Genomic DNA, 20,994 nt, shown 5'->3' with positions numbered 1-20,994 from the left:
TAAAAAATATGACTGCTCTCATTACATCAATAGTATTAGGAATTTTAGCATTAGTAGGACTAGCTTTTCTAATTAATAAATTACCTAAGAAATTACATATTGTTATTATAGTGTTCTTATTAGCATTGATTGGCTACTTTGGATATGAACTATTTGATTCAATAGCAGCTCCGGTAAAGTTTGAAAAAGTAAAAGAAGAAAGATATAAGAAAGTAATTGCCCAATTGATTAAATTACGTGAGGCAGAAAATGCTCATAAAACAATTACTGGAAAATATACAGATGACATTAATAAACTTGCAATGTTTGTAGACACTGCAAAATTTGCATTAGTACAAAGAAGGGATAGCTCTGTAGCTGATCGCGATAAGAACAAACGTTTTGGTCTTAACGCAGACAATGGTGGTTACTACAAAGAAATTGTTGTAACAGATACACTAGGATATAAATCTGTGAAAGATTCATTATTCCAAAACGTAGATATTGCTACTTTACTAGACTATTCATTTACGACAGAAGGCAAGAAGATTGAAACTCCTGGGAAAATTTCTTTGGAAACAGGTACTTATTTTGATGATGATAATGCCATCAGTGTATTTGAAGCTAGAGCAAAGAAATCAGATATCTTATTTGATCAACCAGAAAGGTTACTTGAACAAGAATTAAGAACTAAAGCTGTAGAAGGTGTTACTGGAGAAGAAATTGTTGTAGGAAGCTTAACTGAAGTAACAACAAGTGGAAACTGGCCTAGACAATATGCCACTAGCCCAAAGTAATATGTCTGCAATGCATAAAAAAATGTCCGTCTTGATTCATCAAGATGGACTTTCTTTTTTTATCTACTCATCAAAGGGTATTGAAAATCGCATTCTTAAATCTTTTAAGCATGAGTCTAATCCGATTGAAATACTACAAGAGATTGAAAATATTTATGAAACTGAGGTAAATTTAAATCAACAGTTTGAAGAAGTCACTTTAATATATAATCACCCGATTTTTACAGGTGTCCCATCTAGCATTTATGATGAGCAACACCAGTCTGATTACTTAAAGTATAATGTACGCCTATTAGAGACAGATGTGATAAGTACGGATGACGCTATCGAAGTATTAGACTATAAAACAGTTTATATCGCTTATACTAATATTAATAATTACTTTTTTGATAAATATGGTGATTTTAATTATTACCACTACTCTACTCTTGCTTTACAAAAACACTATTCTAGAAATGACCTGTCCAAGTCAGAAGTTATCATTGATATAAAAGAGTCACAATTTTATATCACTATTTTTGAAAAAGGAAATTTGAAATTACATAATAGTTATCCTCATCAAGCAGCAGAGGATATTCTCTACTATACATTATTTACCGCACAGCATAACCAATTGGATCCTGAGAATATGGCTTTAAAGATTATAGCAAGTGCAAAAAACGATGCGGTTTACGATTTACTTTATACCTATGTACGTGAGGTTAACTACGTCATCGACTCAAACACTTATATAGAAGACATTTTATGCGTATAATTTCAGGAATACATAAAGGGAGAAGAATACAGGCTCCAAAGAATTTACCAGTAAGACCTACTACAGATATGTCTAAAGAAGCCCTATTCAACATTTTAAGGCATCGCAAGCATATTCCAGGTATCAAAGTATTAGAGCTATTTGCTGGAAGTGGTAATATGAGTTATGAATTTGGAAGTCGTGGTGCATCTAGTATTCTTGCAGTAGACCAACATAAGCCGTGTCTAGATTTTATAAAAAAAACAGCAAGCGCTTTAAATCTACCTATTGATACCAATAAAGCAGATGCTTTTAGTTTTTTAGAAAAGCATAAAGGTAGTTATGATTTAATTTTTGCAGATCCACCATACGGACTAGAAGAAGAGCAATTTCACTCTATTGCAACCTTAGTCATGGAAAACGAACTCTTAGTACCTGGTGGTATTTTTATCATGGAGCATTCTAAACATACTGATCTTTCAAATCATCAGTGGTTAGAAAGTTCTAGAAGATATGGTGGTACCGTATTTAGTTTCTTTGAAAATCCTGATGAGGAAGAATAAAATCAAACTAATTTATTTCAATAAGACATTGTTTTACAATGATTAAAGAAGCTCTTCTTAAAGAATTAAACGATTTGCAATCTGAAGTAAATTTAACGGATTTTAATACGCTAGAACGTAAACTTAAATATTTTTTGAGGTTTGAATTAGGTGATAATTTAGAGAACGGAACAAAACAACGCGTTAATCAGGCTACTATTCGAGCATCAGAACTTTTTGAAAGTCATTTTACAGAAGACTCTAAAATCTATATAATTATCTATGATTTCAGTAACAAAATATTTAATAATACCTCAGCCTATATTCATGAAATTCTCAATGATAATGAAATTAAAGGTGAAAGTTATGATGAAAAGTTAGCCCTGCGATATTTTGACTATGAAACGGAAATTGAATGGGTTGAAGGAAAACTATCAATATATTCTGGAAAAAGGAACAAAATTTCTCATGAGAAAATTTTCAACGGAATTGCTAATTATGAAATGGGATTCGAACCTTACATTCATCAATTAATTTACTTTTTTGAGAAGAAAACTCAAAAATGGTTTTGGATGTATGATGATAGAGGATGTCTGATGTATAGTAATGAAACATCGGAATTAAAAGATAACTTCACAAAATTTGACTCTTGGATTGTTGAATCTCAAAGAAATCAAATGAAAGAACAATTTAGGTAATTATTTAATTCGCTATGAGTTTTGAGATTGCTTAAATGATTAAATTATATATTCCTCTTATTAAGTAAAAGACTGAAGTTAATCTTAAGAAATCTAATCCCTACCCCATCAAATTAATATCAGCGATGTTTTTAATTCTATTTCTTTCTAAGAACGCATCAATGGTTTCAAAGTGTTCTATCACACGTTGATCTTTAAATTCAAATACTTTTTCTGATAAGCCTTGCAAGAAATCTCTATCGTGAGATACCAAGATTAAAGTACCATCATAAGTAGATAAAGCTTCCTTTAAAACATCTTTAGATTTAATATCTAAATGGTTTGTAGGCTCATCGAGAATTAACAAATTCACAGGTTCTAGTAATAACTTTACCATAGCTAGCCTGGTTTTTTCACCACCAGACAAAACACTTACCTTCTTTTCTAAGTCATCACCACTAAACATAAATCTCCCTAGAATATTCTTTAATTGTGTACGCACATCGCCTTCTGCCACTTCATCAACTGTCTGCCATATCGTTAAATTATTATCTAACAAAGCTGCCTGATTTTGCGCAAAATATCCAACTTTTACATTGTGACCTAGTTGACAATTACCTTCTACTTCTATCTCGTTAAGAATAGCTTTGATCATCGTTGACTTTCCTTCACCATTACGACCTACAAAGGATACCTTTTCGCCTCGAGCAATAGACATATTTGCATCTTTAAAAACCACATGATCTCCATAAGATTTTGATACATCTTTAACGGTTACAGGATAATCACCAGATCGTGGTGATGGCGGGAAACTGAGTTTTAATGCAGACGTATCTACCTCGTCAATCTCAATAACCTGTAACTTCTCAAGCATCTTCTCTCTAGAATTAACCTGATTAGTTTTAGAATAAGTTCCTTTAAATCGTTCTATAAAAGCTTTCGTATCGGCGATAAACTTTTGTTGTTCTTGATATGCTTTAATTTGATGTGAACGACGATCTGCTCTTAACACTAGGTAATGGGAATAGGTTGCTTTATAATCATGGATTTGTCCCATGGTAACTTCAATAGTGCGATTAGTGATGTTATCTATAAATGCTTTATCGTGTGAGATAACCATTACAGCGTCTGCTTTATTAACAAGAAAATCTTCTAACCAAATTACAGATTCTATATCAATATGATTGGTAGGCTCATCGAGTAAAATCAAATCTGGTTTTTGTAATAGAATTTTAGCAAGCTCAATACGCATACGCCATCCACCACTGAATTCACTGGTTGGTCTTGTAAAATCTTCTTGTTTAAATCCTAGACCTTTGAGAGCTTTTTCTACTTCGGCATCATAATTTACTTCTTCTAGAGCATAGAATTTTTCTCCTAAATCTGTTACACGTTCAATGATTGCCATATACTCTGCACTTTCATAATCTGTACGAGTCGTTAAAGCCTCATTAAGTTCATCCATTTCCTTTTTCATAGATGTGACGTGTTTAAAGGCTTTGGCTGTTTCTTCAAAAACGGTACAATCATCTGATGTTAACAAATGTTGTGGTAAGTAAGCAATAACAGTATCACCTGGAGTTCTCACATGACCACAAGTAGCTTTTTGTTCACCAGCGATGATCTTCATCATGGTAGATTTTCCTGCTCCATTTTTACCCATCAGTGCTATTTTATCTGTTGGATTAATGACAAATGAAACATCACTGAAAAGTGTGGTACCACTAAATTCTACGGCTATATTTTCTACTGTAATCATGTTGAAGTTTTTGCAACGGCAAAAGTATGATTATTCTATACTTATATAGAAATCTAAATATGATTAAAGAGAAGGAATTTGTAAAAATTACTAAACGTAAAAAAAGCAGGTCTATAAGCCGGATTCTGTTACTTGATTTCTCAAGCACTCTATCATTTATCTAGAATTACAATTACTTGCAACCTCTATCTGTTTACCCTTCAGAATCGCGCGGATCGCGCTCAAGCTCTGATATACGCAACATTTCACCGTATAGAGTTTACCTGGTTTCACTACAGCATTACCTGTACATACTTTCTGTTGCACTAGTCCTATTACGCTTTCGCGAAAGCGTAATGACGGCCATTAACCGTTATACTATCCTATGGTGCCCGGACTTTCCTCTTCATAAGAAGCGATAGAGCGACCTGCTGACGCAAAATTACTTTAAATATTGACACCGATGTTGATAATTTAATGAAATAAAACAGTAGAAATAATAGCCAAATTTAACGAGGCGTTTATCTTTGAATCGATGGAGCCATTTATAGTATCTGCTAGAAAATACAGACCCGAGACTTTTGAAGATGTCGTAGGACAAAGCGCTATTACCAAAACGCTTGAAAATGCAATTGCTAGTAATCATCTAGCACAAGCTTTGCTATTTACTGGTCCTCGTGGTGTAGGAAAGACAACCTGCGCCCGCATTCTTGCAAAAAAAATCAATCAACAAAATGCCGAGGTTGATCCCGATGAGGATTTTGCCTTTAATATTTTTGAACTAGATGCTGCTTCTAACAACTCTGTAGACGATATACGTAGTCTTACAGAGCAAGTACGTATTCCTCCACAAGTAGGTAACTTTAAGGTCTATATTATTGATGAGGTACATATGCTCTCAACAGCAGCTTTTAATGCGTTTCTTAAAACCTTAGAAGAACCGCCAGCACATGCTATATTTATTCTAGCAACTACTGAGAAGCATAAAATTATACCTACCATTCTATCTCGTTGTCAGATTTTTGATTTTAAGCGCATTACAGTGGCAGACATGCGTGGACACTTAAAACGTATCGCAGGTATAGAAGGGATCACCGCAGACGATGAAGCATTACATATCATAGCTCAAAAGGCTGATGGTGCCTTGAGAGATTCACTTTCTATATTTGATAGGGTTGTCAGTTTCTCAGGTAAAGATCTGACTGTACAAGCGGTAACTGAAAATTTAAACGTACTTGATAGAGAAACTTATTTTAACATCAGTGACCTGATCATAACTGGTAACATACCGCAATTACTGGTAGATTATGATGTGATCATGTCTAAAGGTTTTGACGGCCATCATTTTATCGCTGGCCTTGCTTCTCATTTTAGAGATTTAATGGTTTGTAAGGATGAGAGAACTCTTCATTTATTAGACGTGTCTGATACAGTGAAAGTAAAATATGCCGAACAGTCTAGAAAAGTCGATTTAGTATTTTTAAGAGAGGCCATTAACTTAAGTAATGAAGCAGATTTTAAATATCGTAGCAGTCGGAACCCAAGACTACATATTGAATTGTGCCTTATGCAGCTAGCCTCTATCTTAACAGATGGAGAAAAAAAAAATGATGTAAACTACATTATTCCTGCTTCCAATTTTAAAAACCAACCTGTCGCTGCGGAGGCTACTAGCTCTTATCAAATACCTCAAGAACCAGCAAGTAAACAAGTTAAGGAAGCTACAGCGGTGCAAGATAGTCAACCTTCAACAACTGAAGCGTCTAACGCACTGAATCGTACTAGTAGTAATCAAAGTGTCGATATCTCTACAGATAAAAAGGAGCTAACTAAACCTATTATTGAGTCATCATCCGTTTCTCATCAAACATCTAGACAAGATACCACGACTGCCCAACAAAATTCTAATAAATCTATTGAAGAAGCTCGTAAAGCCTTATTAGATAGAAATAAAAATAATGTTAGCGGTTTATCTTTAAAAGCGATTAATGCAAAGAAAGCACATGTCGTTAAAAACAATCAAGACCAGGTTCAAACAGACGCTTTACCTGAAGAAAGTTTTACAGAGCAGGACGCTCAACAGTGCTGGTCATCTTATGCTGCACATTTAAGAGAACGTGGTCAATTAATTCTAGCCTCTATTATGGAAGCTGACACACCTAAACTTAAAGATCACAAACTCGTATTGCGCTATCCTAACCTTTCAATGAAAGAAGATTTAGAGAAAGCACAAGGCCAAGTTCTAGAACATATTAAAGCTGCTTTAAAAAATTATACTATAGAATTAGAAATTCATGTAGATAAAGCCGTTCAAAAGAAGTACGCCTATACTGATCATGAAAAATTTCTAAAACTGGTAGAAAAAAACCCTGCGATAGATTTATTGCGTCGCAATTTTGATCTAGAGTTTTAAAACAAAAAAAGTCCTCAATTGAGGACTTTTTAAATATTTATTATTTATACCTACTAAAGCTTATAGGCTAGACCTAATTGAAAGTATCTATTATTTGCTTCGTTAAGTTCTCCAAACTCTCTGTCAAATACATTAGATAAACCATAACCGTAGCGCACATCAATAGCAAAACTATTACTGAAATTATAACCAATACCACCTACCGCGGCAAAGTCGTAGTTATAATAATCATTGTTATCTCTTTGTCCTACATTCACACCAACTTGAGGTCCTAATTGTAAAAATAATTTTTGCCCTAAACTTACCTTAGCAAGCACACCTACTTGAAGCCAGTTTGTTTTAAGCTCTACATTATCACCAGATTCTAACCTGATTTCGTCAGCCTTTGCACCTAGTGCAGACAGACCTATCTCAGGCACTAAAGAAAAACTTGAGCTTACTGGTATATTAGCAAAAAAGTTTGCGTGAAAACCGATGCGACTGTCTAAATCGATATCGTCACCTTCTAAAGAAGAGTAATTCAATCCAGTTCTAAATCCGTAGCTAGTTGTTGTTTGAGCAACACCAATTACAGGGATAGATATTAAAGCAATTAAAAGTAATAATTTTTTCATTTTTAAATAATTATGGGGACAAAGTTAACAGAAACATTGATTTTGTAGTAAATATAATTTAAAACTTACCTTCTATCGTTCATCTGCATTAAAAATAGATTTAATGATACCATCAGCAAGACCAATTTTAGGCACATATATATTTTTTGCACGGCTCCATTTCATGGCACTTAAATATATACGACAAGCTGGGATGATAACATCTGCCCTATCTTGATTAAGATTTAAATAGTAAACGCGCTCTTCATAAGTATAAGATTGAAGCTTTTCATAATAGCTAGACAAGTACAAATAAGACAATGGTTTACCCGTAGATTTTTGACTAGATTTATAAATATTATTGATGTTACCACCAGATCCTAATAGTTCAACTTTAGCATAAGGCTGGCATATTTCCTTAATCCATTGTTCCGCTTCAGACCATAGTTTCTTAGTAACCATATCATTAAGCAATCGTACTGTGCCTATTTTGAATGACCTCGAAGCCTTTGCTTCACCATCTGCAAAAAGAGTAAACTCGGTACTACCACCACCTACATCAACATATAGATATACTTTGTTGTCATGTATCATAGAGTGTAAATCTGTCATCGCAATAATAGCTGCTTCATGAGATCCATCTATAATTTCAATATTGATTCCTGTTTTTTTCTTTATCTCTCTTGCTACCTCTTCTCCATTTTGCGCTTCACGCATTGCGCTCGTTGCATAAGCCTTATAATTTTCTACTTTATGAACATCCATTAATAAAGCATACGATTCCATACTTTTTACCATCCTGTTCATATTCACTGATCCTATCTCCTTAGTTGTAAAAACATCTTGTCCTAAACGTATAGGTACCCTAACTAGGCTAATTTTTTTAAATACTGGAGGCTCATCATCAAATAAGGTAACCGATGCGATTAATAATCTAATAGCATTAGATCCTATGTCTATGGCTGCATATTTACGAATTCTAAAACTCATGTATTAAAGTTGATTTTTGTAATAATCATATGTAACAAATTGGGATCGTATAGGGCTATCATCCTGTTTTACATATAAATTAAGTTGTTCTGAACATATCTCTCTGGCTTTTACATTATCATTCCAGCAGATATCTAAGGTATCTAAAATTTCTTTCTTAACAGATTCATCATATATAGGACAAGCAATTTCAACACGGTTATCGAGATTGCGCCCCATCATATCTGCACTTGATATATATACCTCTACATCTCCATCATTATAGAACTGATAGACTCTTGGGTGCTCAAGATACTTATCTACGATACTAATAACCTTAATATTTTCACTCATACCTATCACTCCAGGAATTAAACAACATATACCTCTAATGATAAGATCTATTTGAACACCTGCATTAGACGCTTCATAGAATAGTTCTATCATCTTAAAATCAGAGAAACTATTCAATTTCATTCTTAAATGTGCTTTTTTTCCCGCTTTCGCGAAAGCGATTTCTCGACGAACCTTTTTCTCTATATTATTTCTAAGTGAGTGAGGAGATACTAGAAGATGTTTGTATCTATATAACTTATAATTAACTTCAAAAAAGTCAAATACTTTATCTACTTCTTTAAGAATTTTTTTATTTGCAGTAAACAAGGTGTAATCTGTATAAATACCTGCTGTAGCCTCATTAAAATTACCAGTAGATATGAATCCATATCTTACTATTTTACCATCCTCTTCTCTATTTATAACACAAGCTTTACAATGCACTTTAAGACCAGGAACTCCAAAGATGAGCTTAACTCCTTCTTCCTGCATTAGTTCTGCATAATTAATATTTGCCTGTTCATCAAATCTTGCTTGAAGCTCTATTGAAACTGTAACTTCTTTACCATTTTTTGCAGCATTTATTAATGATGCTGCGATTTGGGAAACTTCTGCAAGTCTGTAAATTGTAATTTTAATGTTAAGCACTTTAGGGTCTAAAGCAGCTTCTCTTAAAAATTTAACCGTATTAGAAAAGGTATGATATGGTGCATATTGTAAAATATCTCTTTGAGAAATTTTCTCTAATAGACTACCTCTCATAGATACTCCTTTTATAGGTAATGGAGTTTTTTTCTCATACAATAAATCTGTCCTACCTAGTGAAGGAAACTTTAAATAATCACGTCTATTGTGATAACGACCACCTGGTATTATAGAATCTGTATCATCTATTTCTACCTTGCTCATAATAAAATCTAGTGTTTCTTGATGAATCGATTTATCATAGACAAATCTTACTGGATCACCGTCTTTGCGATCTTTAACACTACGACTTATTTTTTCAATGAGACTTTTTTTAAGGTCAATATCGATGTCTAACTCTGCATCAAGAGTCACCTTAATCATGTGCGCTTCTAGATGGCTGTATTCAAAAATATTGAAGATATAGTGCATCCTATCTCTAATCAAATCATCTAAAAGGATAATATATTGTTTATCATCACCATCAATTGAAGGTAACTCTATAAAACGATTTAGTGATTTTGGAATTTCTAGGAGCGCATATCTTACAGGTAAACTTGAATCTTTCATTACCATTCTTACAGCCAAATATCCTAAACCGTCTCGCAAGGTTGGAAATTCAGACTCATCACTTACCATTATAGTTGCAAGTGCAGGACTCACATAATTATTAAAATAAGATCTGATGTAATTTTCATGTTGGGGAAGAATTTCAGTTTCATCTACTAGAATGATATTTTCATTTCTTAGTTCCTCTTCAAGTTGGTTTAGCACTTCAAAACTCTTGGCTTGATCTTTTATAACCTCGGCAGTTATTTTTTCTAATAAGTCCGCCGCAGTAACTCCACCTAATGATTTTGTAGCATTCTTGCCAGCTCTTAATATACGCTGTATGGTTGCATATCTAACTCTAAAAAACTCATCTAAGTTGTTAGAAAAGATTCCTAAAAATCTTAATCTTTCAATTAAAGGAACATTTATGTCTGCAGCTTCTTGTAAAACACGATTATTAAATTTTAACCAGCTTAATTCTCTATTGAAATATCTAGGACTCATTTTAGATTTTTTGGGAAAAAGTGTGCAATTGTTTGACCGTTACTTATATCTGACCATTGAGTTGTATTAAACTCTATAATTACCGCGCCAGTAGTAGGTATATTATCAAAATAATTGGAACCTAGTGCATTCACCGTATCAGTAAGGCCGTGATTATGTGAAAAAACCATAAGTGTATCTATATCATTTGTGCATGACTTAATTTGACTAATTAATTCACTACTATCAAATGTATAAAGCTCTCTTTTCAATTTAAATGATAATAAATTATAATCGATATATTCACTTACAATAACAGCAGTTTGAAGCGCTCTGGCAGCGGTGCTACTCCATATCTGTTGAGAGCTTATGAAAGCCGAATTGAGATGTTTTCCTATTAGATGAGCATCATTGATACCTCGCTCCAGTAAAACACGATCGTGATCACGAACATTTAATTCCCAACTCGATTTACCATGCCTGATTAAAATTAATCTTTTCATAGTAAAGTCATTATGGAGCTAAACGATTACTAGACCATTCTTTTCCTTCCATCATATATAAGAATCGGTCATGAAGCCTATTAGGGCGACCTTGCCAGAATTCAAACGATATAGGAGATATAGAGTAGCCACCCCAATTATCTGGTAATGGAATTTCTTGATTTTCAAATTTAATCTTATAATCTTCTAGTTGCTTCTCTAGTTCTGCTCTAGTTTTTACTATTGAACTTTGGTTGCTTGCCCAAGCTCCTAATTGGCTACCTCTAGGTCTTCTATGAAAATATGATAAAGATTTTTGCCTTGAAACCTTACTAACATCACCCTTAATAATAATCTGTCTTTCTAATGCAGGCCAAAAGAAATTTATTGAAACCTTGTGATGTAAATCCATAGACCTTCCTTTCTCAGACCCATAGTTTGAATAAAAAATAAAGCAACCTTCTTCAATTTCTTTAAGTAAAACAATACGAGATTTAGGATATCCATCGACTCCTAGTGTGGTTAAACTCATTGCATTTACTTCATCAATTGACATATGTGATTTAGCATCATTAAACCACTCTTCAAATAATTGATATGGATTTTCAGGTATACTATCTTCTATTAAGGAACCTTTGCTATAGTTTTTCCTAAGATTTTGAAGGTCTCTTTGCATATAAATTGCTTTATCGCAATTTACATAATAAAGGTATTATAGAATAAATATGTACATTAAAACTGAAACAATATTTACTTAAAACTTTGAAAGCAGAATTAATCAAAAAGTAATGATTTATCTAATTGTCTACAGGCATTTTCATAACCAATATCAAACATTTTACGCAAAGACCTAAAGCTAAATAAGCCAAATGGATAAAGTTCTTCTGGTTCAAACATTAAATCAGCTTGATAAAACTTAGAAGAATCTCGATGATATTGACTAATTGAATAAGCACGTCCTGCAACATCATAAGAATGTTTCATTTTTTTATTTAATGGCTCTATCTTATTAACATAGCTACCTAATTTTATATCACAATCTTCTAATAAATCAATAGGAAAGTTATTAATTACTCCACCATCAATGTAAACACTATCATTGATAGTTACCGGTGTAAATACTCCAGGAAAAGCTGCACTCGCTAAAATAGCCATGTACAACTCTCCAGAATCAAAAAGTTTAAGTGTTGCCGTATTGAGGTCTGTTGCAGCAACAATTAATGGTAGTTTTAAAGACTCAAATGAATCAACAGGAATATAGGAACTAATATGATCAATGAACACATTAGATTTTATAAAACCTGGTTGCCCAAACGCAAACTTACTAGGGTGAAATAAATTAGACCTTCTGAAAAATTTATAGATATCGTCAATATCTATGTCAGCAGCATATAAGGCCCCTATTAAAGCTCCAGCACTTGTACCTGAAATTTTATGAACTAGTACATCATGCTCTTTTAAAGCCTTAAGAACACCAGCGTGGGCAATCCCTTTTGCACCACCACCAGAAAGGGCTAATCCTACTTTCATAAAATGGAATTTAAAAATAAAAAAAGCCTTAAAATCATAAGATTGAAAGGCTTTTTGTCGGGGTGGCAGGATTCGAACCTGCGACCTCCTCGTCCCAAACGAGGCGCGATGACCGGGCTACGCTACACCCCGAAAAGATCATCTATTATTTAGAAAATTGCGGAGAGACAGGGACTCGAACCCTGGCGACGGTTGCCCGTCGACAGATTAGCAATCTGCTCCATTACCACTCTGGCACCTCTCCTAAATAAAAAGAACTTGCGATTGTTTCCAAAAGCGGTTGCAAAGGTAATTGATATTATAGTTCCTGCAAGCATTTTTGAAACTTTTTTGTAAAAATTATTCTGGGTATTCTATTCTCAAATGATAGATATTAGCTAACTTCTTTTTAATCACTGACTTGATAATTTCAATTTGTTTAAACGTTATGTCAGCATTTATAAATTGTTTTTCTTCTACTTGTTTGTTAATGATATTTTCTACTAACATATTAATACTAGTAGAAGTAGGATTTTTCAAACTCTTAGAGGCTGCTTCAACACTATCTGCAATCATTAAAATTGCTGTTTCTGGACTAAAAGGTTTCGGTCCCGGATATTGATAATCCTTAATATCTAAATTAGGATTACTTGCTAATGCTTTTTTGTAAAAGTAATAAACGGTAGAATCACCATGATGAGTTCTTATAAAATCAATAATTCGGTCGGGCATTTTGTATTTCTTTGCTATCTCAATTCCCGTAATCGTATGATTAATAATAATGGAAGCACTCTCTTCGGGATCTAAGTCGTCATGGGGATTAATACCACTACCTTGGTTTTCAGAAAAATATGTTGGATTCCCCATTTTACCAATGTCATGATATAGAGCTCCCACTCTAGCTAACATTGCATTAGCATTTATAGCGTCTGCCGCTGACTCTGCAATATTAGCAACATTTAAAGAATGATGAAAAGTACCTGGCGCTTTATTAGAAAGCTCTTTTAATAACTTGGAATTTGTATCTGACAATTCTAATAAGGAAACATCACTAACTAAACCAAAAAGCTTTTCATAAATATAAATAAGCGGCCAAACAAACAACATCGCTAATCCACATAAAATGAAATAACTTACTTTATTCCACTCCCAACCTATTACACCGCCTTGATTAATCGCGTAAAATGCAAAATAAGAACTTACGTATATCAAAACAATTTGACCTATAGTAATAAAGAGATTAGCTCTTTTATAAATTTCTGAACTAGATAAAATAGTTACAATTCCGGCAATTATTTGAAGAAATAGAAATTCCTCTCCATTAGGTACTATAAAGCTTAATATTAAGATTGTCAAAACATGAGTAAACAGACCTACTCTTGCATCAAAAAAAGATTTAAGAATCAATGGTAAAATACAGACAGGAACAACATATACATAAAGAGAATTTATGTTTACAACTAAAGTTGTAAGTAGGATAATTGTCAGTAAGTTGAAAAATATAAAAAGTAATTTCCGAGAGTTATTATAAATATCTGGTCGATAATTAAATAAGAATAATAGTAAAATCGTAAAGGTTAGGGCAACTAAAATTATATAACCTATTAATCTCCAAACATATTGAGATTCCGACCAAGTTTGCGCTTGATAAGTTTCATTCAAAGTATTTAGTATTTGATATTTTTCTCCTTCAACAATTTCGCCTTGAGCTATTATACGAGAATTTAGAGGCACTACACCTCTCGTAGGTAATACTTTACTCACTTCATCTTCTATAATTTGATTAGTAAGATTCAGATTTAGATTTACATTGGATTTAATGTTTTTTAATAAAACCTCAGCAAGCCACTTTTTATCCTTAAATTCTGTTTCTTTAACTAAAGAAGTTATTTTGTTTTTAAGGTCCTTAGGCTTCAATATTTTATGATAAGCAACCTCTTCAAAACCTTCCTTTGTTTGAATTAAAACGGGTTGATTTTCATCTATTTCAAGTGGCTTTTCTAGATAATAATTTGTGTAAAATTGATCTAAAACAAAGTTTACTTCATTAAATTCTCTATCTAAATTTGATGTAAGGATAGTATCAGGAATGATAATTCGATACTCATTTTGAACGATTTCCTTGACCACATAGGATATATTAGGTTCGATATCAAAATACTTAGGAGTATTCTGCTTAATAAAATCAATTTCTTGTTTAATAGCATCTGGACTTTTCTTTATAGGAAAAGAAAACGGAGCATATAATGTCTCATATTGCCATGGCTCACCTTTTTTGTAATCGTATTTGAATCGATCACTTTTAGGGAAAAAGTAGATTGTTATAATTGTGGACGCAATTATTATGGCAATTCGGATTAAAATATCCTGATACTTATAGAAACTAGAATTATTCTTTTTCATCATTTACAAATTAACAATTTAGTTTGGAGATCTGTTTAAAAGCTGCATAAAATATGTTACTCTATTAATTACAGCTCTAATTAAGTATAAACTTCACTTTTTATCATATGAATATTGTTTATTTTCGCGCTAAAAGAGATTGTAATGAAGAAAGTTGTTATTGTATCATATGCTAGAACACCCATAGGCAGTTTTATGGGGAAATTATCTACTATCCCTGCTACTAAATTGGGTAGTATCGCTATAAAAGGTGCTCTTGATAAAATAAATTTAGATTCGAATTTAGTAGGAGAAGTTATAATGGGAAATGTAGTTCAAGCAGGCACTGGTCAGGCGCCGGCAAGACAAGCTGCATTAGGAGCAGGATTATCTATGGATGTTCCGTGTACCACCGTTAATAAGGTATGCGCAAGCGGAATGAAAACAGTAATGATGGCTGCTCAAGCTATCGCTTGTGGTGATAAAGATATTGTAGTCGCTGGTGGTATGGAAAATATGAGTATGATTCCGCATTACGTACATATGAGAACAGGACAGAAATTTGGTCCAGCTACTTTAATAGACGGAATGCAAAAAGATGGACTCGTTGATGCATATGATCAGAATGCGATGGGTGTTTGCGCTGATTTATGTGCGCAAGAACATGATTTCTCAAGAGCTGATCAAGATGATTATGCCGTACAGTCTTACCGAAGGTCAGCACTTGCTTGGAAAAACGGAAAATTTGATAATGAAGTCGTTCCAGTTGCTGTTCCTCAGCGTCATGGTGAAGACATTATTGTAGATCATGATGAAGAATATACTAACGTTAAAATAGAGAAAATTCCAGCTTTACGAGCTGCATTTAGCAAAGATGGTACCGTAACCGCAGCAAATGCCTCGACTATCAATGATGGTGCTGCTGCTTTGATTTTAATGAGTGAATCAAAAGCTTTATCTCTAGGCTTAACTCCAATTGCTACTGTGTTAAGCTATGCAGACGCAGCACAAGAACCAAAATGGTTTACAACTGCTCCTGCAAAAGCTTTACCTATTGCATTAGCAAAAGCAGGTCTCACTCAAAATGATGTGGATTTTTTCGAGTTTAATGAAGCTTTTGCCGTTGTTGGATTAGCTAACATGAAAATTCTAGGATTAACAGATAAAAATGTTAATGTATATGGTGGTGCAGTTTCATTAGGTCATCCATTAGGATGCAGCGGTGCACGAATTATCACAACCTTATTAAGTATATTAAACCAAGAAAATGGTTCTATAGGAGCTGCAGCAATCTGTAATGGTGGCGGTGGCGCAAGTGCAATGGTAATTAAAAAAGGTTAATTTTTTTATGAAGTACGGGATTTGCCCTATTTCGGTTGCGCCAATGCGTCTTGAAGCAAAGGATACTAGTGAAATGGTATCTCAAGTACTCTATGGAGAATATTTCAAAATAATTGAAGAACGAAAGAAATGGGTCAAAATTAGATTAGCTCATGATTCTTATGAAGGGTGGATCGATATTAAACAAATTATTGAAATAGAAGCTGAAACGTATCATGAAATTGATCGTTCTAAGCATGAATATGCTAAAGATTTAATTAGTCATATAACTCATCATAATGAATCTTTGAGTACAATCACAATCGGCGCTCAGGTTTCAACTTCAAAATACCTAGCAGATTCTTATCAGCTTGAAAGTACTTCAGGAAGTAATAAATCAGATTTAATTAATAATGCCTTATTATTACTTAACTCTCCATACTTATGGGGTGGAAGAACTCCGCTAGGAATAGATTGCAGCGGCTTTACCCAATTGGTTTATAGATTATGTGGATTTAAATTAAATCGAGATGCCAGTCAACAAGCTAAGCAAGGAGAAGTACTTAGTTTTATAGAAGAAGCAGAAGAAGGAGATTTAGCTTTTTTTGATAATAATGAAGGCCACATAACACATGTAGGTTTAATAATGAGAGATAATTACATTATTCACGCACACGGTAAGGTCCGAATAGACCGGTTAGATCAAAGCGGAATATTTAATGTGGAAAGACATTTACATACTCACAAATTAAGAGTTATTAAAAAAATTATGTAATAAAAAAAGCCTGCTAATAGCAGGCTTTTTTTATTACATAATTGAAAATTACAGCTTAGCCTTCATTGCTGTAATTTTATCTTCCATAGAAAATACACCATAAAGACTAATAAGCGTATTAATTATATTCTTGTTACTAGAATCAAGATTATGAGCCTTTTCATACACCTGTATTGCTTTATTATAAAGAGTTTGTTGATCAGCAGCACTTGTCGTTTCTAGATTTCCTTTTTGCACATAGGCTACACCTAAATTAGATAGAGAAATAAAATTATCAGGTTTCATAGATAAACTTTTCTCATAATACTTAATAGCCTGATCATATTCTTTAGCATTAATTGCTGCTAACGCTAGATTATCATAAACTTTAGGATCTTTAACTTCATCTGATAATGCTTTATTTGCTTCCTCATATTCTTTCATCATCCCTAAAGTCAAATAATTATCTGCTTTAGATATCTTCAAAGATTCATCATTACCATAAAGCTTTAATGCTTTAGAAAATGTTGATTTAGCTGATGCCATGTCACCATTATTCTTTTGTAACCAAACTAAATTAGTTACTATACGTCCTAATTGTGAAGGGGATTTAGATTCTGAAGGAGAAACATGTGACCCAGTTTTAACGGACACATCTCTCAAAGTCAAATTTGGAAAAGACTCTTCTACTTTTGTCAATTTATTAACAGCTGTATAAGTAATTACTTCACCCGTAAATCCTTTATTGAATAATTTTAAATATTGCTCCTCTGCTTGTTCAAATTCTCCAACTTGATAAGCTAAATTTGCAGCATTATAAAGCATGTTTAAATCCTGTGGTGATTCAGAAGAAAGTTTATTAACTATCTCTAAAGCACCACTATTATCTTTAGAATTTAATTTTTTATTTGCAATTTGCAACAAACTATCGTTAATATACTTTTTTACTTGGCCCATCAATGCAGGATTACTATACCCTAAACTTTCTGCTTTATTCATAGCATCTAAAGCAGCATAAGCAGTTTCTAAAGTAGGCTTAGTCTCACCTGTTACATCTATAAGTGATGCAGCCTTGTAAAAACTATACTGTCCTTTATACTCTTCCTCTACTTCAGATTCATTAATAGTTGAAAAAATCTCGATCGCTTCAGGTAAATCACCTTTCGTAATTGCATTTTCAATCTTTCTGAATTCACGCTTCTGAGCAAATCCTAAAGCAGCAATTGCTAGAAATAATATCGTTAATCTAATTTTCATCTTGAAATGTTTTTAATTTATTCTTCGCTATCATCATTTACAACAGTCGTGCCATCACTATTCAAATCAGCGTCACTACCGTCTTCATTGATTTCAGAGTCTTCTTCCTGAGCAACTTTCGCGACAGCGGCAATTGAATCGTTTCCTTTTAAATTAATTAAACGCACTCCTTGGGTTGCACGTCCCATAACTCTCAGGTTTTTAACATCAATACGTATAGCAACTCCTGACTTATTGATGATCATAAGTCCATCATCATCCGTTACATTCTTAAGAGCTACTAATCCTCCGGTTTTTTCAGTAACAGAAATTGTTTTCACACCTTTTCCTCCACGATTGGTTTCTCTATAATCATCTAGACTAGACCTTTTACCATATCCTTTTTCGGATACTACTAAAATATTAGAATCCATATCATTTACAGCAACCATACCGATTACCTCATCACTATCATCTGCAAGTCTTATTCCTCTAACACCGCTAGCATTTCTACCCATAGCACGTGTTTTTGCTTCGTCAAATCTGATAGCCTTACCACTTTTAAGACCCAACATCACGTGACTATCACCAGTTGTAAGCTTAGCCTCTAATAAAGTATCTCCTTCACGAATAGTTATTGCATTAATACCGTTAGTACGTGGTCTGGAATACTGTTCTAAAGATGTTTTCTTCACCACACCTTTTTTAGTACACATGATCACATAATGACTATTAATATAGTCTTCATCTTTAATATCTTGAGTACAGATGACAGCTTTTACATTATCGTCTTGTTCAATATTTATTAGATTTTGAATCGCTCTACCTTTAGATGTACGACTACCTTCAGGAATTTCATAAACTCTCATCCAGAAACACTTTCCTTTCTCTGTAAAGAACAACATATATTGATGATTGGTCCCTACAAAAATATCCTCTAGGAAGTCCTCATCACGTGTTGTACTTGCTTTTTGCCCAACTCCACCTCTATTTTGAGTTTTATACTCAGTAATAGGAGTTCTTTTAATATATCCTGCATGAGAAATAGTTATAACAACCTGTTCATCAGCAATCATATCTTCTATGGATAAATCACCACCTGCATATTCTATTTGAGAACGACGTTCATCTCCATACTTTTCCTGTACTTCAATTAATTCTTCTTTAATAATCGTCATACGACGATCTCTATTTGCAAGAATATCTTTTAAGTCAGTGATTGTAGCCATTAAGTCTTCGTATTCATTACGTAACTTATCCTGTTCAAGACCGGTAAGTTGTCTTAAACGCATTTCTACAATTGCTCGAGCTTGAATTTCTGATAGCTCAAAGCGCTCAATTAATTTTTCGCGAGCCTCTTCTCCATTCTTACTACTTCTTATTAAAGCAATAACTTCATCTATATTATCAGAAGCAATAATTAATCCTTCAAGAATGTGGGCTCTTTCTTCTGCTTTACGCAATTCAAATTGTGTGCGTCTTACAACTACTTCGTGTCTATGTTCCACAAAATAGTGGATCATCTCTTTTACATTAAGAAGTTGTGGACGTCCTTTTACAAGGGCAATATTATTAACACTAAAAGAAGATTGTAAAGCCGTATGCTTATATAATTTATTGATGACAATATTAGGAATTGCATCACGTTTTAAAATATAAACGATACGCATTCCATTACGGTCAGACTCATCTCTAATCATAGAGATACCTTCTAATTTCTTCTCGTTAATTAGATCTGCCGTTTTCTTAATCATATCAGCTTTATTCACCTGATATGGTAATTCATCAACGATGATACATTCTCGACCTTTTACTTCTTCTAGTCTCACACGACCACGTATTTTAATACGTCCTCGTCCTGTATGCATAGCATCCTTAACACCATCATAACCATATATAATACCACCAGTAGGAAAATCTGGAGCTTTTACATGCGTCATTAATTCATCGATCTCAATGTCATTATTGTCTATGTAAGCAATAGTTCCATCAATAACTTCTGTAAGGTTGTGTGGCGGCATGTTAGTAGCCATACCTACAGCGATACCAGAAGCTCCATTAACTAATAAGTTAGGAATTCTAGTAGGCATTACAGTAGGCTCATTTAATGTATCATCAAAATTGAGCTGTGTATCTACAGTTTCTTTATCTATATCTGCAAGAATTTCTTCAGATATTTTTCTCATTCTAGCCTCAGTATAACGCATAGCTGCTGGTGGATCACCATCAACACTACCAAAGTTACCTTGACCATCAACAAGCATATATCGTAGTGACCAATCTTGCGCCATACGCACCATAGTGTCGTAAACAGACGTATCACCATGTGGGTGGTACTTACCTAATACTTCACCTACTATTCTCGCACTCTTTTTATATCCTCTATTAGACAATACACCTAGCTCATACATACCGTAAAGAACACGCCTGTGTACTGGTTTTAATCCATCTCGCACATCTGGCAGTGCTCGTGACACTATGACTGACATCGAGTAATCGATGTATGCTGATTTCATCTCATCCTCGATGTTAATCGGGATTAACTTTTCTCCATCTGCCATTTAAAAAACGTTTAATTAATACTTTTTTAATAAGCAAGCAATTTAATGAAAAACCTAGTCTTAATCAGGCTTTACACCATCATAACCACTCTTTTTATTAACATACTAATAACTTAAATGTGGATAAGTTTAACAATTGGGTTATTGCGGTGTTTTAAAGGGTTTTGTCCTACGCTTTTGCGAAAGCGTGTTCTTTAAAATCATCATTTAACAAAATGGTATACATATTGAACTAAGAGAATTCATTACATTTA

At 33.5% G+C, this 20,994-nt stretch carries 17 protein-coding genes, 2 tRNA genes and 1 other RNA gene; 7 read left to right on the top strand and 13 right to left on the bottom strand.

Features of this window, described 5'->3' with window-relative positions; genetic code table 11:
* Positions 1–8: 8 nt before the first annotated feature.
* The 4 genes from IL45_RS13690 to IL45_RS13675 are packed head-to-tail and all read left to right on the top strand — an operon-like array spanning position 9 to position 2,749.
* Positions 9–776 carry a hypothetical protein gene (locus IL45_RS13690; RefSeq protein WP_051788741.1) on the top strand — a complete coding sequence of 256 codons (768 nt, stop codon included), beginning with the start codon at positions 9–11 and terminating at the stop codon, positions 774–776.
* Positions 736–1,530: a DUF3822 family protein gene (locus tag IL45_RS13685; protein ID WP_235183357.1), complete on the top strand. Its 795-nt coding sequence runs from the start codon at positions 736–738 to the stop codon at positions 1,528–1,530. The genes IL45_RS13690 and IL45_RS13685 overlap by 41 nt, the downstream gene beginning before the upstream one ends.
* Entirely contained in the window at positions 1,521–2,072 is a 552-nt protein-coding gene (gene rsmD / locus IL45_RS13680; protein WP_036584906.1) for a 16S rRNA (guanine(966)-N(2))-methyltransferase RsmD, read from the top strand. The genes IL45_RS13685 and rsmD overlap by 10 nt, the downstream gene beginning before the upstream one ends.
* Positions 2,073–2,110: 38 nt before the next feature.
* Positions 2,111–2,749 carry a DUF3885 domain-containing protein gene (locus IL45_RS13675; RefSeq protein WP_036584905.1) on the top strand — a complete coding sequence of 213 codons (639 nt, stop codon included), beginning with the start codon at positions 2,111–2,113 and terminating at the stop codon, positions 2,747–2,749.
* A 100-nt stretch (positions 2,750–2,849) separates the two neighbouring features.
* On the opposite strand, the gene IL45_RS13670 is transcribed toward IL45_RS13675, so the two are convergent.
* On the bottom strand, positions 2,850–4,487 hold the full coding sequence (locus tag IL45_RS13670) for an ABC-F family ATP-binding cassette domain-containing protein (RefSeq protein WP_036584903.1): 1,638 nt from the start codon (positions 4,485–4,487) through the stop codon (positions 2,850–2,852).
* Positions 4,488–4,585: 98 nt separating this feature from the next.
* Positions 4,586–4,901: RNase P RNA component class A (rnpB, locus tag IL45_RS14860), an RNA gene on the bottom strand.
* A 100-nt stretch (positions 4,902–5,001) separates the two neighbouring features.
* Between rnpB and dnaX the strand changes: the two genes are divergently transcribed.
* Complete coding sequence (dnaX, locus tag IL45_RS13665) at positions 5,002–6,879, top strand: DNA polymerase III subunit gamma/tau (RefSeq protein WP_036584901.1); 1,878 nt, start codon at positions 5,002–5,004, stop codon at positions 6,877–6,879.
* Positions 6,880–6,932: 53 nt separating this feature from the next.
* On the opposite strand, the gene IL45_RS13660 is transcribed toward dnaX, so the two are convergent.
* The 9 genes from IL45_RS13660 to IL45_RS13620 form a co-directional block, all read right to left on the bottom strand.
* On the bottom strand, positions 6,933–7,493 hold the full coding sequence (locus IL45_RS13660) for a porin family protein (RefSeq protein WP_036584899.1): 561 nt from the start codon (positions 7,491–7,493) through the stop codon (positions 6,933–6,935).
* 72 nt (positions 7,494–7,565) lie between these two features.
* Positions 7,566–8,462 (bottom strand): Ppx/GppA phosphatase family protein, encoded by an 897-nt coding sequence (locus IL45_RS13655; RefSeq protein ID WP_036584897.1) that lies wholly within the window; start codon positions 8,460–8,462, stop codon positions 7,566–7,568.
* 3 nt (positions 8,463–8,465) lie between these two features.
* Complete coding sequence (gene ppk1, locus IL45_RS13650) at positions 8,466–10,517, bottom strand: polyphosphate kinase 1 (protein WP_036584895.1); 2,052 nt, start codon at positions 10,515–10,517, stop codon at positions 8,466–8,468.
* Positions 10,514–10,999, bottom strand: a complete 486-nt coding sequence (locus IL45_RS13645; protein ID WP_036584893.1) for a SixA phosphatase family protein — start codon at positions 10,997–10,999, stop codon at positions 10,514–10,516. The genes ppk1 and IL45_RS13645 overlap by 4 nt, the downstream gene beginning before the upstream one ends.
* Before the next feature lie 10 nt (positions 11,000–11,009).
* Positions 11,010–11,654 (bottom strand): pyridoxamine 5'-phosphate oxidase, encoded by a 645-nt coding sequence (gene pdxH, locus IL45_RS13640; RefSeq protein ID WP_036584891.1) that lies wholly within the window; start codon positions 11,652–11,654, stop codon positions 11,010–11,012.
* A gap of 98 nt (positions 11,655–11,752) precedes the next feature.
* Positions 11,753–12,508 (bottom strand): patatin-like phospholipase family protein, encoded by a 756-nt coding sequence (locus IL45_RS13635; protein ID WP_036585421.1) that lies wholly within the window; start codon positions 12,506–12,508, stop codon positions 11,753–11,755.
* A 57-nt stretch (positions 12,509–12,565) separates the two neighbouring features.
* Positions 12,566–12,640: transfer RNA gene (locus tag IL45_RS13630), tRNA-Pro, on the bottom strand.
* A 28-nt stretch (positions 12,641–12,668) separates the two neighbouring features.
* Positions 12,669–12,752 (bottom strand) — tRNA-Ser (locus IL45_RS13625).
* A 95-nt stretch (positions 12,753–12,847) separates the two neighbouring features.
* A complete protein-coding gene (locus IL45_RS13620; protein ID WP_036585419.1) occupies positions 12,848–14,890 on the bottom strand; it encodes an HD family phosphohydrolase in 2,043 nt (680 codons plus the stop codon).
* 144 nt (positions 14,891–15,034) lie between these two features.
* On the opposite strand from IL45_RS13620, the gene IL45_RS13615 reads away from it, so the two are divergent.
* Together IL45_RS13615 and IL45_RS13610 are read left to right on the top strand one after the other, a co-directional pair.
* Positions 15,035–16,210, top strand: coding sequence for an acetyl-CoA C-acyltransferase (locus tag IL45_RS13615; protein ID WP_036584889.1), 1,176 nt, complete (start codon positions 15,035–15,037; stop codon positions 16,208–16,210).
* Between the two features lie 7 nt (positions 16,211–16,217).
* Positions 16,218–16,964, top strand: coding sequence for a C40 family peptidase (locus IL45_RS13610; protein WP_036584887.1), 747 nt, complete (start codon positions 16,218–16,220; stop codon positions 16,962–16,964).
* 48 nt (positions 16,965–17,012) lie between these two features.
* Here the strand turns inward: IL45_RS13610 and IL45_RS13605 are convergent, their stop codons facing one another.
* Positions 17,013–18,200 carry a tetratricopeptide repeat protein gene (locus IL45_RS13605; RefSeq protein ID WP_036584885.1) on the bottom strand — a complete coding sequence of 396 codons (1,188 nt, stop codon included), beginning with the start codon at positions 18,198–18,200 and terminating at the stop codon, positions 17,013–17,015.
* A gap of 17 nt (positions 18,201–18,217) precedes the next feature.
* Positions 18,218–20,740, bottom strand: coding sequence for a DNA gyrase subunit A (gene gyrA / locus IL45_RS13600; protein WP_036584884.1), 2,523 nt, complete (start codon positions 20,738–20,740; stop codon positions 18,218–18,220).
* Between the last annotated feature and the right edge of the window lie 254 nt (positions 20,741–20,994).

This window comes from Nonlabens ulvanivorans, assembly GCF_000732625.1.
Taxonomy (GTDB): Bacteria; Bacteroidota; Bacteroidia; order Flavobacteriales; family Flavobacteriaceae; genus Nonlabens; species Nonlabens ulvanivorans.
This window is presented reverse-complemented; position numbering and strand designations above follow the sequence as displayed.